Source organism: Hyphomonas polymorpha PS728, assembly GCF_000685315.1.
GTDB classification, from domain to species: Bacteria; Pseudomonadota; Alphaproteobacteria; order Caulobacterales; family Hyphomonadaceae; genus Hyphomonas; species Hyphomonas polymorpha.
On record NZ_ARYM01000012.1, the window covers coordinates 91,573 to 105,044 of the forward strand.

The 13,472-nt window shown below is 63.8% G+C and carries 13 protein-coding genes; 9 read left to right on the top strand and 4 right to left on the bottom strand.

Annotated elements, in window-relative coordinates; translation table 11 throughout:
• Positions 1-101: 101 nt before the first annotated feature.
• A complete protein-coding gene (locus HPO_RS20830; RefSeq protein ID WP_035598722.1) occupies positions 102-1,175 on the top strand; it encodes a hypothetical protein in 1,074 nt (357 codons plus the stop codon).
• A 16-nt stretch (positions 1,176-1,191) separates the two neighbouring features.
• Here the strand turns inward: HPO_RS20830 and HPO_RS11525 are convergent, their stop codons facing one another.
• Together HPO_RS11525 and HPO_RS11530 are read right to left on the bottom strand one after the other, a co-directional pair.
• Complete coding sequence (locus HPO_RS11525; protein WP_051612550.1) at positions 1,192-1,992, bottom strand: ion transporter; 801 nt, start codon at positions 1,990-1,992, stop codon at positions 1,192-1,194.
• Positions 1,989-3,329 (bottom strand): dihydroorotase, encoded by a 1,341-nt coding sequence (locus tag HPO_RS11530; protein ID WP_035598877.1) that lies wholly within the window; start codon positions 3,327-3,329, stop codon positions 1,989-1,991. Before HPO_RS11530 ends, HPO_RS11525 begins: the two co-directional genes overlap by 4 nt.
• Positions 3,330-3,437: 108 nt before the next feature.
• Between HPO_RS11530 and ygfZ the strand changes: the two genes are divergently transcribed.
• The 5 genes from ygfZ to HPO_RS11555 all read left to right on the top strand — a co-directional run bounded on the left by ygfZ (position 3,438) and on the right by HPO_RS11555 (position 6,556).
• A complete protein-coding gene (gene ygfZ, locus HPO_RS11535; RefSeq protein ID WP_035598724.1) occupies positions 3,438-4,250 on the top strand; it encodes a CAF17-like 4Fe-4S cluster assembly/insertion protein YgfZ in 813 nt (270 codons plus the stop codon).
• Positions 4,243-4,824: a DNA-3-methyladenine glycosylase I gene (locus HPO_RS11540; protein ID WP_035598727.1), complete on the top strand. Its 582-nt coding sequence runs from the start codon at positions 4,243-4,245 to the stop codon at positions 4,822-4,824. Before ygfZ ends, HPO_RS11540 begins: the two co-directional genes overlap by 8 nt.
• Positions 4,821-5,030, top strand: a complete 210-nt coding sequence (locus tag HPO_RS11545) for a hypothetical protein (RefSeq protein ID WP_035598730.1) — start codon at positions 4,821-4,823, stop codon at positions 5,028-5,030. The genes HPO_RS11540 and HPO_RS11545 overlap by 4 nt, the downstream gene beginning before the upstream one ends.
• Positions 5,027-5,305, top strand: coding sequence for a hypothetical protein (locus HPO_RS11550; protein ID WP_035598733.1), 279 nt, complete (start codon positions 5,027-5,029; stop codon positions 5,303-5,305). The genes HPO_RS11545 and HPO_RS11550 overlap by 4 nt, the downstream gene beginning before the upstream one ends.
• Before the next feature lie 132 nt (positions 5,306-5,437).
• Positions 5,438-6,556, top strand: a complete 1,119-nt coding sequence (locus HPO_RS11555; RefSeq protein ID WP_035598735.1) for a beta-ketoacyl-ACP synthase III — start codon at positions 5,438-5,440, stop codon at positions 6,554-6,556.
• 74 nt (positions 6,557-6,630) lie between these two features.
• Here HPO_RS11555 and HPO_RS20530 read toward each other — a convergent pair whose 3' ends face one another.
• Complete coding sequence (locus HPO_RS20530) at positions 6,631-6,780, bottom strand: hypothetical protein (RefSeq protein WP_157532788.1); 150 nt, start codon at positions 6,778-6,780, stop codon at positions 6,631-6,633.
• Between the two features lie 248 nt (positions 6,781-7,028).
• Between HPO_RS20530 and HPO_RS11560 the strand changes: the two genes are divergently transcribed.
• Both HPO_RS11560 and HPO_RS11565 read left to right on the top strand, forming a co-directional pair.
• Positions 7,029-7,601: a YfbR-like 5'-deoxynucleotidase gene (locus HPO_RS11560; protein WP_035598738.1), complete on the top strand. Its 573-nt coding sequence runs from the start codon at positions 7,029-7,031 to the stop codon at positions 7,599-7,601.
• Positions 7,601-8,551: an NUDIX hydrolase gene (locus HPO_RS11565; protein WP_035598741.1), complete on the top strand. Its 951-nt coding sequence runs from the start codon at positions 7,601-7,603 to the stop codon at positions 8,549-8,551. Before HPO_RS11560 ends, HPO_RS11565 begins: the two co-directional genes overlap by 1 nt.
• Before the next feature lie 102 nt (positions 8,552-8,653).
• Here HPO_RS11565 and lon read toward each other — a convergent pair whose 3' ends face one another.
• Positions 8,654-11,071, bottom strand: a complete 2,418-nt coding sequence (lon, locus tag HPO_RS11570; protein WP_035598744.1) for an endopeptidase La — start codon at positions 11,069-11,071, stop codon at positions 8,654-8,656.
• A 367-nt stretch (positions 11,072-11,438) separates the two neighbouring features.
• Here lon and parE point away from each other — a divergent pair, with 367 nt between their 5' ends.
• A complete protein-coding gene (gene parE / locus HPO_RS11575; RefSeq protein WP_035598746.1) occupies positions 11,439-13,433 on the top strand; it encodes a DNA topoisomerase IV subunit B in 1,995 nt (664 codons plus the stop codon).
• Positions 13,434-13,472 lie beyond the last annotated feature (39 nt).

Below are 13,472 nucleotides of genomic sequence, written 5' to 3' on the forward strand. Positions count from 1 at the left end.
GGCCAGTCCCGCCCCTTGGCAAACCCCGCCCTGGCACGGCTTGTGCATCGCCGTTTTTCCGGCACCTATAGGCTGGGCCATTGTTCCGCAGGGCACGCGCCATGACAGACCGCAAGAACACCGCTTTTACCCTCACACGCGCAGGGCGTCTGCTGCTTGCAGGGGTGCTGGTGGCGGGCGCCGTGGCAGCCTATGCCCTGTTTCTTTCAAAATCAGGCACCGCTGACCGCCTTTCCGCCGATCCGGCCATCGAGCAGACCCTTGAAAACCTCCGAACCGTCTCGGCCGGCATCTACGCCGATGAGACAAGGCTGGCGGCCGTCCATTTCGGGGATGCATCGCCTGAAGACGAGACGGACATCCCTGCATTGGAGGACCGGATCAGGGCCCAGCGGGCAGAGGCCGCCCAGCTCTGGCAGGATCTCGGCGCGCTGATGGAGCTTCCCCTGCCCGGCGGCGACGCCGGCGGCCTTGTCCGCTTTCCCGCCACGGCGGTCGAAAAGTCAAACTATGATCAGGTCTACCACCCCATCGTCGGGCCCCAGCCGTCCAAGATGCCGGGCGGTTTCTCCTTCCGCTTCGACCGCGTCATTCCGCAGACGGACGGTTCCCTGCTGCACCGGCTGGACGCGCGCGCGGGCGGCGCCATCAAATGGGAGCGGGAGCTGCGCCGTGCCCGCACCCAGGGCCACTACACGGTCGAAGCCACCATAGACCGCATCTGGCCGGGTGTCGTCTACGCCCCGCTCTGGCTGTTCGCCGAAGGCCCGCAGGCCTGGGGCCACGAATTCGATTTCGAACTGGTCAATGGCGCCCTGGAGTTCAACCTGCACAATGGGCGCGGCGGCTTCAACATGCACCGGGCAGAGAAGGATCTCACCGGCCACCGGATGCGCTATGAAATCATCCGCCGCCCCGGCAAGGTCACCATGCGCGCCACCAGCCTCACCGATGGCTGGAGCGAGGAACTCGTCATCACGCCGGAAAAGGTCGCCGCCTGGGCCAGACAGCCCGGCGCCCCGGAGGGTCTCACCTTCCCGCCGGACAATGTGGCCATGTTCCCGGTCACCGAGCTGTGGCGATGCAAATGGCCCGAATGGTGCGGCAAATGGGAAGACCTCCCGCCCGGCACCTATGTCGACATGATCGTTCACGGCTACCGGGTTGATCTCTGACCCCGCCAGGCACCGGTCAGGGTTCGAAACCCTCATTTTCGATATACACGACTGCGCCGCAATGCTTGCAATGAACCGCGTCCCGCTCATGGCGCGTGAGGCCGCAATTGGTGCATTCGACTTCCGCCTTGCTCGCCGGAGTGACGAGCGCCCGCAGAAGGCGCAGGAACAGCGTAACCCCCAGCAGCATGATGATGATCGGCAGGACGCGGCCGGTCCAGCCGACAAGCTCAATATCGCCATAGCCGGTGGTCGTCAGGCTGGTGACGGTGAAATAGAAGGCATCCAGATAATTCCGGATATCCGGGCTTTTGGCCACCTGATCGGCATAGACGAGCGCCGACATGATGAAGAGGAAAACCACAAGATTGATTGCCCGCTCCATCAGCACGCGGTGGAGCTGAAGATACCGGGCCAACGGGCTTTCGGTCCGCAGGAAGCTGAAAGCGCGTGCAATCCTCACGGCACGGATGATACGCAGGAAGGCATAGTTCTGCGAGACCAGCGGGGCGAACATCGTGAACACCACGATCAGGTCTGCAATGTTCATGAAGCGCAGGAAAAAACGCTTCCGTTTGGGGGAAATGTAAAAACGCGCTACCAGATCGGCGGTAATGATCGCGCCGATCACATAGTCCAGCCAGTAATGGCGCCCCTCCTCGCCGACAAAAGGCGAGACCAGGAAATAGCTGATCGTCAGCATGTCGAACACAAGGATCGACCAGCGGAAAGTCAGCGGCCATTTGCCCACGCCTTCGTAAAGCCAGATCAGCGTCCGGCGCGGGCCGAGGGGTTTCTCCGCCGCCGCTTTGCTCAATCCTGCGGCTCCAGCGTTTCGTTGAAGCGCACGGGCTGGCCGCCGCCTTTCTTCACGATCTCGCCATCGCGCATCACAAAGCCGCCGCGCACGACCGTGCCCACCGGCCAGCCGGTCGCTTCAAAACCGTCAAACTGCGTCCAGCCGCATTTCGATTTCGACCAGTCAGCCGTGATCGTCTGCTTGTGCTTCAGGTCCACAATCGTGAAGTCGGCATGATAGCCTTCGGCGATGCGGCCCTTGTCGGCGAGGCCGAAGACGCGCTGCGGGCCCGCGCTCGTCAGTTCCACAAAGCGCTGCAGGCTGAGCTTTCCGTCATTCACATGCGTCAGCATCACCGGCACCAGCGTCTGCACGCCGGGCATCCCCGAAGGGCTGGCCGGATAAGGCCGCTGCTTCTCTTCAATCGTGTGTGGGGCATGATCCGTCGCCAGAACATCCACAATCCCGGCATTCAGCGCCCGCCACAGCGCCTCGCGGTGGCGCGCCTCGCGCACCGGCGGGTTCTGCTGGGCAAAGCCCTTCAGCCGGTCATAACAATCAGGCGCCGCCAGGGTGAGGTGGTTGGGCAGCACTTCAACGCTCGCCACATCCTTGGCGTTCACCAGGAGGTCCATTTCCTCGGCGGTGGAGATGTGCAGCACATGGATGCGCTTGCCGGTCTTGCGCGCCAGGCGCAACAGGCGGCGCGTGGAAGAAACCGCCGCCTCCACATCGCGCACGATGATATGGCTGTTCCAGTCGCCCGTCACGGCCAGGCTGCGGCGCTCCTCAAGGCGGTACTCATCCTCCGAATGGAACGCGGCGCGGCGCTTGATGGCCCGCAGCACAGCCTCCACCCCGGCATCATCCTTGATCAGAAGATCGCCCGTCGAGGCGCCCATGAATACCTTGACGCCGCAGCAGCCGAGCATCCGCTCCATCTCCGGCAGCAGCGCCACATTGTCATGCGTCGCCCCGGCATAGAAGGCATGGTCGATGTCCATCCGTCCCTTCGCGCGGGCGAGCTTGTCCAGCATCGCATCGGGCGTGATGGTCGACGGGTTGGTATTGGGCATCTCGAACACGGCGACGACGCCGCCCAGCGCGGCCGAGCGCGCCTCGGTTTCAAGGTCAGCCTTGTATTCCAGGCCCGGCTCGCGGAAATGCACCTGCGTATCGATCACGCCCGGCAGGATGTGCAGGCCGGAGGCGCCATAAATCTCTCCCGCCGCAGCCTTGGAAAGATCCCCGATCCGGGCGATGCGCTCGCCAATGATGCCGATGTCTGTCTGGGCTTCGCCGCCAGGGGTGACGACCGTGCCGCCGCGCAGGATAAGATCGAAAACTTGGGTCATGGCCGCCTTATCGCGCCGCTTGCAGGAAAAGTCACGCGCAGCTCTGCCGTTCCGGCCGCAGACCACGCAGGCATTGCGGCCGCCGCCGGGCGGCCTTAGATCAGGCCCATGCACCGCCTTCCAGACCGCGCCATTCTCCGCCTCACCGGCCCCGACACGCTCGCCCTCTTGGAGCGCACGGTCACCCACAAGGTGATGGACTGGCCAGAGGGCGAAGCGCGCTACGGCGCCCTGCTCACCCCGCAAGGCAAGATCATTGCCAACTATATCGCCCATCGCACGGCAGACGGCGCGCTGATCGATGTGCATCAGGATGCCGCCGAAGACCTGCTCAAACGCCTGAAGATGTTCCGCCTGCGCTCGGCGGTCGAGCTTGTCCGGGATGAGGCGCTGGTCTCCGCCATCAGCGCAGACGGCGCCCCCGATCCGCGCAGCGCAAAGCTGCCGCGCCGCGCCGTGGCCCCCGCCGCAGAAGCCGCCCCCCCGATCGAGGGCTGGGACGCGCTGACCATCGCCGCCGGCATCCCCGAATGGGGCCGCGACTACCGCGCCGCCGAAGTCTTCCCCACCGACATCAACATGGATCTGATGAACGGCATCGACTACAAGAAAGGCTGTTTCGTCGGCCAGGAAGTGGCGAGCCGCATGAAGCGCAAGGGCCTCATCCGCAAGCGCACCGTCCGCCTGCGCGGCCAAGGCCTGACGCCCGGCGCCGAAGTCCGCGCCGGGGCGCTGGTACTGGGCCAGATCACCAGCGCCGCCGCCGGCGAAGCGCTCGCCCTGATCCGCACAGACCGGTTCGCCCAGTCCATCGCCGGCCAGCAGCCCGTCACCGTCAACGAAGCCTCCGCCGAGATCGAAGGCGCGCCCTGGCTGATTGCCGAAGTCAAAGCCCATCTGGAGGCAAAGGCCGATGAGTGAACCCCATTCCTGCGGCTGGGCGCCGGTCACAGACCCGCTCTACCGCGCCTATCATGACGAAGAATGGGGCGTGCCCGAGCGCGATCCCCGCGCGCTGTGGGAAAAACTGCAGCTCGACGGGATGCAGGCGGGCCTCTCCTGGATCACCATCCTGCGCAAGCGCGAGAGCATCCGGCAGGAGTTTGACAGCTTCGACCCGGAAAAGCTCGCCCGGTGGACCCCCAAACGCGCCGAAAAAGCGCTGCAGAATCCCGGCATCATCCGCAGCCCCAAGAAGGTCGAGGCCGTCATCGGCAATGCGCAGGTCTATCTGGGCATGATGGAGGCGGGCGAGGATTTTTCCGATTATTGCTGGGGCTTTGTCGGCGGCAAGCCGATCATCAACAAATGGAAGAATTTCCGCGAAGCCCCCACCAGCACGGACTGGTCGGAGAAGATGTCGAAAGACCTCAAGAAGCGCGGCTTCAAATTCGTCGGGCCCACAATTGTCTACGCATGGGCTCAGGCTGTTGGCATGGTCAACGACCATGAGGTAGGGTGTCCCCGTCACAAGGGTGTGCGGGAGAGATCATGAAAACGATTATGTTTGTCACGGCAGTGGGAATTCTGTCGGGTGTCGCCGGTTGCGCGAGCGGCGCGCCATCGAACGCTTATGCCAATCCGCTTGATGCCTGCGCCAGCATCCAGGACGATGAAGACCGCGCCCGGTGCATGCAGAACATGGTGGCGGATGTCGCCCTCACAACCAAGCGGGAAAAAGACCGCAAGAAAGGTCCATGATGATGCGCCGTTTTGCTGCCGCGGGCGCCCTTTTGGCGCTGATTCCCGCCGCAGGTTGCACCACCTGGCAGGACCGGGCCGAGGCCAAGGCCCTCTCCGCCTGCCAGGACAAGGTGGACGCCGATGAGCGCCGCCTCTGCCGCGAAACCGTGATCGCGGCGGAAAAAGCCAAATATGACAAGGAGTCAGAGGCCTGGGAGGAAAGCGTCCGCGCTGCCGAAGACCGGGAACTGAACCGCAAGGTCTATGGCGGCCCCGGCCAGGTCGACAAGTAAGTCCTCTTCCGGCGTCCCGGACAGCGGGTCAGCCTTGTGCTGGCCCCGCAACGCGCGTTACAGCTTGCAAAATAAGGATTTAGCAAGAAGGGCCTGACGCCTGCGGGCGGACGGGCGCCCCCGGAGACCCCTATGCCGAGCCCCGTGATTTCCGCCACAGGCCTGTGGACCCCGCCCAACTCGATTTCCAATGCAGAGCTTGTCGAAAGCTACAATGCCTGGGCTGACAGCTGGAACCTCGAGAATGCCGCCGATATCAGCTCCGGCCTGCTGGAGCCCAAGCCCCACTCCTCCGTCGAGTTCATCGAGAAGGCCTCGGGCATCAAGGCCCGCTATGTCATCGACAAGGAAGGCGTCCTCGATCCCGACATCATGACCCCGCGCATTCCCGAGCGGCCCAATGACCAGATTTCGGTGCTCGCCGAGATGGCCGTGCTGGCTGCCCGCGACGCGCTGAAACGCGCCGGCCGCGACCCCAGGGATGTCGACGCGGTGATCTGCGCGGCCTCCAACATGCAGCGCGCCTATCCGGCCATGGCCATCGAGGTGCAGGACGCGCTCGGCATTCAGGGCTTTGCCTTCGACATGAACGTCGCCTGTTCCTCGGCCACCTTCGGCATCCAGACGGCGGCCGATTTCATCCGCTCCGGCAATGCCCGCTCGGTGCTCGTGGTGAACCCGGAAATCTGCTCGGGCCATCTCAACTTCACCGACCGCGACAGCCATTTCATCTTCGGCGATGTGGCCACCGCCATCCTGGTCGAGGACGAGGCCTTCGCCCCGGCAGGGCACTGGAAAATCCTCGGCACGAAACTGAAGACCCAGTTCTCCAACAATATCCGCAACAATTTCGGCTTCCTGAACCGCGCCGCGCCCGACGGCATCGGCGCGCCCGACAAGCTGTTCGTCCAGGAAGGCCGCAAGGTGTTCAAGGAAGTCGTGCCGATGGTGGCAGAGATGATCACCGCGCATCTCGGCGAGCTCGGCCTCAAGGCTGCCGAACTGAAGCGCATGTGGCTGCACCAGGCCAACGCCAACATGAACCGGCTGATCTCATCGAAAGTGCTCGGCCACGAAGCCAGCGAAGCCGAAAGCCCCACGGTGCTGGACACCTACGCCAACACGTCCTCGGCCGGCTCGATCATCGCCTTCCATCTGCACTCGGAGGATTTTTCCCCCGGCGAGAAAGGCCTCATCTGCTCCTTCGGCGCAGGTTATTCAGCCGGCACGGTATTCGTGGAGCGGACCTAGCAGACACGCCGCGCCCTCCGTCCGCTCATCCTGCGGAGGCGGGATGAGCCGGAGATTGGGTTCGGCGAGAAAGCCTATTCGTCGAAGTCTTCGGTAAACAGGTCGCCCCACAGGGCACGGCGGCTGGCGCGGGCCGCTTCGGTGACCACTATGACAGCACCGCACACAAGAACAGCGACAGGAAAACCAGGCCCGGTTGCGAATTGGTGCAGGATGTCAATCATTACGCGGCTCACCCGTTACTCTACTTGCCTGTTGGCGCGGCCCACGGAAAACTCGGGACCATTGCCTCTGTTGCAAGGGTTATGCCTGACAGGCCTTAATGCGTCATTGGCAAAGCGGGGCATAAACAAGGCGAGTTTGTAACCGTATTGCCGCCGTTTATTTACCCGTACTACCAATCCCTTAAGATGCCCCCCATGGAGCCGACCCTTTGAAGCGTTCTGTTAAGCCCCCCCGCGTCTGGCAACGGATGCTGTCTGGCCGCCGTCTTGATCTGGCGCACCCCTCGCCCATGGATGTGGAAATCGAGGATATCGCCCATGGTCTTGCCCGTGTGGCCCGCTGGAACGGGCAGACGCGCGGCGAACATGCCTTCTCGGTGGCCGAACATTCCGTGGTGGTCGAGCAGATCGTGCGCAAGCTGGAGCCCGGCCTCGGCCCCGATGCCTGGCTGACGGCCCTGCTGCATGACAGCCCCGAATATGTGATCGGAGACATGATCTCCCCCTTCAAGGCGCTGCTGGGCGAAAGCTACAAGGACATCGAGGCCCGCCTGCAGGAGGCGATCCACATCCGCTTCGGCCTGAAACCCGTCACGCCGGTGAAGCTCAAGAAGCTCATCAAGAAGGCCGATCATATCTGCGCCTGGTTCGAGGCGACCCAGCTTGCCGGCTTCAGCGAGGCAGAGTCGGACGGCTTCTTCGGCCATCCGCCCGAAGGGATGAAATTCCGCCTGAAGCCGCTCTCGGCCCCCGATGCCCAGAAGGCGTTCCTCAAACGCTTCGACGATATCCAGGACGCACTCGCGGCGGAGGCCGCCTGATGCCCGCTGGCTCGCCGCTGCTGATTGGCCTCTCGGCCGTGATGGTTGCCATCCAGGAGGGCGAGCCGCATGTGCTGGTCACCCGCCGGCCGAGCGGCGAGGAAGCCCTGCCCTTCGGCCCGTTCGACCCCGACAATCACCGCACGTTCGACCTCTCCCTGCGCGGCTGGGTGCGCGAACAGACCGGCTTTGAACTCGGCTATGTCGAACAGCTCTACACCTTCGGCGACAAGGACCGCGAAACGCCCGAAGCCAGCGTGGTGGACGCGCCGCCAAACGCGCACGTCATCTCGGTCGGCTATCTGGCGCTGACGCCGGAAGAAAAGCCTGTGGCCGCCAATTTCGAGGCGCGCTGGCGCAGCTGGTATCAGTATTTTCCGTGGGAAGATCATCGCAGCGGCCGCCCCGCCCTCATCGATGCCGAGATCGCCCCGCGCCTGAAAACCTGGGCGGCGGGCAATGAACAGCGGGCCGAACGCGCGCGCATCGCCTTTGGCCTGGACAATGCCCGCTGGATCGAGGAGCGCGTGCTGGAACGCTACGAGCTGCTCTATGAGGCGGGCCTCGTGGCCGAATGTGCGCGCGATGCCGGGCTGCCCGAAGCCGGCATCCGCCTCGGCGCCGCCATGACATCCGACCACAGACGGATTCTCGCCACCGGCCTCTCCCGCCTGCGCAGCAAGATCAAATACCGCCCGGTCGTGTTCGAGCTGATGCCAGACCGCTTCACCCTCAGCGAACTGCAACGCGCGGTCGAGGCCATCCTCGGCCTGCCCCTGCACACGCAGAACTTCCGCCGCGCGCTGGAGAAGACACAGCTCGTCACCGGCACCGGCCAGATGGAAACCTCCACCGGCGGACGGCCGGCCGAACTCTTCACCTACCGGCGCCACCCCTCCGGCGGCTTCGCCGCCCCCGGCCTCGCCACCCCGCGAAAAACTGCGGACTGAGCGCGCGCCCGTCCCGGCAAGCAAAATCGTCTGCCCCCGAACGAAAAAAGCCCCCTCCTTCCGGAGGGGGCTTTTCCATATGTTTCAGCCTTCAGGCGGGCCTTAGTGCGTGCGCACCGCGTCGGCATCGCCGGAATTGCCCGGTCCGCCGCCAAGGCTTGCCTGCAGGCGGGCTTCATCCTCCTCCGACCATTCGATCGGGGCGAGCGGCCCGGTCAGCGCCAGTTTCAGCACTTCCTGAATGTCCGACACCGGAATGATCTTCAGACCGGTCTTCACATTCTCCGGAATCTCGTCGAGATCCTTCTCGTTCTCCTTCGGGATCAGCACCGTCTTGATGCCGCCGCGCAGGGCCGCGAGCAGTTTCTCCTTGAGACCGCCAATCGGCAGCACCCGTCCGCGCAAGGACACTTCCCCCGTCATCGCCACTTCGCGGTTGACCGGAACCCCGGTCAGCAGCGACACGATGGCCGTGGTCATGGCGATACCGGCAGACGGGCCGTCCTTCGGCGTGGCGCCATCGGGAACGTGCACGTGGATGTCGGTCGTGTTGAACACGGTCGGCTTGATGCCAAGGTCCACCGAGCGCGAGCGCACCAGCGAGCTGGCCGCCGAAATCGACTCCTTCATCACATCCCGCAGGTTGCCCGTCACCTTCATTGCGCCCCGGCCCGGCATTTTCACCGCCTCGATGGTGAGGAGGTCGCCGCCCACTTCGGTCCAGGCAAGGCCGGTCACCGCGCCCACCTGATCGGTTTCGTCGGCAAGGCCATAGCGATGTTTCCGCACGCCGGCATACTGAGCCAGGTTGTCGGAATCGATGGTCAGGCTGGTGATGTCCTGCGTCGCCAGTTCACGCACGGCCTTGCGGGCCAGGCGGGAAACTTCGCGCTTCAGGCTGCGCACGCCCGCTTCACGGGTGTAGTAGCGGATAAGGTCGCGGATGGCGCCGTCAGTGACGATCCATTCCTCTTCCTTGAGACCATGATCCTCCCGCACCTGCGGAACCAGGTGGCGCTTGGTGATCTCCAGCTTCTCGTCTTCCGTGTAGCCGGCGATACGGATGATCTCCATCCGGTCCAGCAGCGGCTGGGGCATGTTGAGCGAGTTCGCCGTCGTCACGAACATCACGTCCGACAGGTCATAATCGACCTCCAGATAGTGATCGTTGAACGTCGAGTTCTGCTCTGGATCGAGCACCTCAAGCAGCGCCGACGCCGGATCGCCGCGATGGTCCATGCCCATCTTGTCGATCTCGTCGAGCAGGAACAGCGGGTTGCCGCTCTTGGTCTTCTTCAGGCTCTGGATGATCCGGCCCGGCATGGAGCCGATATAGGTCCGGCGGTGGCCGCGGATCTCGCTTTCGTCGCGCACGCCGCCCAGCGACACGCGCACAAAGTCGCGTCCCGTGGCTTCGGCAATCGAGCGGCCCAGCGAGGTTTTACCCACGCCCGGAGGCCCGACGAGGCAGAGGATGGGGCCCTTCAGGCGCCCGGTCCGCTTCTGCACGGCGAGGTATTCGAGAATACGCTCTTTCACCTTGTCGAGGCCATAATGGTCGTCGTCGAGCTGATGCTCGGCTTTGACCAGGTCGGTCTCGATATCCTTGCGCTTGCCCCAGGGCAGCGACAGCAGCCAGTCGAGATAATTGCGCACAACCGTGGATTCGGCAGACATCGGCGACATCTGGCGCAGTTTCTTGATCTCGGCTTCGGCCTTGGCGCGGGCCTCATGGCTGAGCGGGGTGTCGGCAATCTTCTGGTCCAGCTCGGCCAGCTCGTCGCGGTCAGAGCCTTCGCCCTGATCGCCCAGCTCGCGCTGGATCGCCTTCATCTGCTCGTTGAGGTAATATTCGCGCTGGGTCTTTTCCATCTGCCGCTTGACGCGGTTTTTGATCTTCCGCTCCATCTGCAGCATGCCCATCTCGCCTTCCATCAGCGAGAAGACCTTCTCCAGGCGGTCCTTCACCTCGGCCATCTCCAGCAATTCCTGCTTGTCGGAGAGCTTCACCGAGAGGTTCGACGCCACCTGATCGGCAAGCCGGCCAGGATCGGTCAGCTGGCTGATCGTGGTGACCGCTTCTGGCGGGATCTTGCGGTTGAGCTTCACATAGCTCTCGAACTGCTCCTGCACGGCGCGCATCAGCGCCTGCACATCGGAGCTCGCCGGCTCGGCCTCGGGGATCGCCTCAACCTCGGCTTCGAAATACTCCACCCGGTCGTGCAGCTCCACAAGGCGGGCGCGCGTGCGCCCCTCCACCAGCACCTTCACGGTGCCGTCGGGCAGCTTCAGGAGTTGCAAGATGGTGGCCAGCGTGCCGGTGGCATGCAGGTCATCGGAAACCGGATTGTCGATGGCCGCGTCCTTCTGGGCCACCAGCATGATTTCATTATCGGACTCGTCGATCATCTCGAGCGCCCGGACAGACTTGTCACGGCCGACAAACAGCGGCGCGACCATGTCTGGAAAAACAACGATGTCCCGAAGCGGCAACACCGGCACTGTCTTTGTTTTTGGCATCTTAGTGCCTCCTTTGATTCGGGCCCCGCTGAGCGGCAACCCGTTATACCCTCAAAACACCGGTCAGAGCATCCTTCGGGCGACAGTCGGAATGTGGAAACCCCACCTTAACCCTTCAAGCTGAACGCTGCTCAACAATGTTGTGAATTGCGCTTACCCCCGCGTTCACTCTTCTCCTCCCCCGTTCCCGGCGCGGCAACGCACACCGCCCCCTTGCCCCACCCCGCAAACCCCGCCAGATGTTCCCCCTTGGCAGAAGGCCGAAGGTTAACAAACCTTAGCGGAACGTTAAGGAATTTACCCTCTTGTCTGCCTGCACAATTCCGCCGGTCCCCCCGGCGTTTTCAGAAGACGGAGAAGCGGCCCCATGTCCTCAGCGCGGCAGATGAAGCAAGACGACCTGCTGGCCGGCACGGCGGGCTATTCCGCCAAGGATATCGAGGTTCTCGAGGGCCTTGAGCCCGTCCGCAAGCGCCCCGGCATGTATATCGGCGGCACCGATGAGCGTGCCTGGCACCACCTCTTCGCCGAAGTCCTCGACAATGCGATGGACGAAGCCGTCGCCGGCCATGCCAGCCGCATCGAGATCAAGCTCGCCGCCGACGGCTTCCTGACCGTCACGGATAATGGCCGCGGCATCCCGATCGACCCGCACCCGAAATTCCCCAAGAAATCAGCGCTCGAAGTCATCATGACGACGCTCCATTCGGGCGGCAAGTTCTCGGACAAGGCCTACTCCACCGCCGGCGGCCTGCACGGCGTCGGCATCTCCGTGGTCAACGCCCTCTCCGAGAAGGTCATCGTCGAGGTTGCCCGCGACCGCACGCTCTACCGTCAGGAATTCTCGCGCGGCCAGCCCCTCGGCAAGCTCCAGAAGGTCGGCGCTGCCCCCAACCGGCGCGGCACCTCCGTCAGCTTCAAGCCTGACGCCCAGATCTTCGGCGACAAGCTCCGCTGGCGCCCCCAGCGCCTCTTCCAGATGGCGCGCTCGAAGGCCTATCTCTTCCGCGGCGTCGAGCTGCGGTGGTCGTGTGATCCCGAGCTTCTGCCCGAGGACTCCAAAGTCCCCGCCGAAGCCGTCCTCTCCTATCCCAATGGCCTGGCCGACCAGCTCACCGAAGTCTTCGGCGACAAGGGCACGATCACCGAAACCCCCTTCACCGGCCTCGTGGACATGGGCGCCGAAGGCAAGGTCGAATGGGCGATTGCCTGGACGCAGGCCGGTTTCGGCGATGCCGACGGCTTCTCCCGCTCCTACTGTAACACCATCCCGACGCCCGAAGGCGGCACCCATGAGGCCGGCTTCCGCTCGGCCATCACCAAGGGCATCCGCAATTTCGGCGAGCTGACCGGCAACAAGAAAGCCTCCGAAGTCACCGCCGAAGACATCATGGGCCATTCCGGCCTCCTCCTCTCGGTGTTCATCCGCGGGCCTGAGTTCGTCGGCCAGACCAAGGACAAGCTCTCCTCCACCCACGCTTTCCGCCTTGTGGAAAACGCGGTGCGCGATCACTTCGACCATTGGCTCGCCGGCTCCCCCAAGGAGGCAAACAAGCTCCTCTCCTGGGCGATTGACCGCGCCGATGAGCGCGCCCGCCGCCGCAAGGCGAAGGAAATCAGCCGCAAGTCCGCCACCAAGAAACTCCGCCTCCCCGGCAAGCTCGCAGACTGCTCGGCCAAAGGCCCGGAAGGCACAGAGCTGTTCCTCGTCGAGGGCGACTCGGCCGGCGGCTCCGCCAAACAGGCCCGCAACCGCGAGACGCAGGCTATCCTCCCGCTCCGCGGCAAGATCCTCAACGTCGAAAGCGCGTCCGGCGACAAGCTGATGGGCAACCAGGAACTGGCCGACCTCTCGCTTGCTCTGGGTACGGAGCTTGGCCGCAAGTTCAACATCGATGATCTGCGCTATGATCGCATCATCATCATGACCGATGCGGACGTGGACGGGGCCCACATCGCCTCCCTGCTCATCACCTTCTTCTACCGGCTCACGCCGGGCCTGATCGAGGCCGGCCGCCTCTTCCTCGCCATGCCGCCGCTCTATCGCCTCTCCAACAAGGGCAACATCCATTACGCCATGGATGATGCAGACCGTGCGCGGATCATGAAGGAACACTTCAAGGGTAACCAGAAGGTCGACATGACGCGCTTCAAGGGTCTGGGTGAGATGAACCCCGCCCAGCTGAAAGAAACCACCATGAACCCGGCCACCCGCACGCTTGCCCGCGTCACCCTGCCGGCCACCATGGATGACGAAATGAAGCCCGCAGACCTCATCAACACCCTGATGGGCAAGAAAGCCGAACTCCGCTTCCGCTTCATCCAGGAAAACGCCGCCTTCGTCGAAGAGCTGGATATCTGATCCAGCGTCAACCCCAAGCACAACGCCAAACCCCTCTCC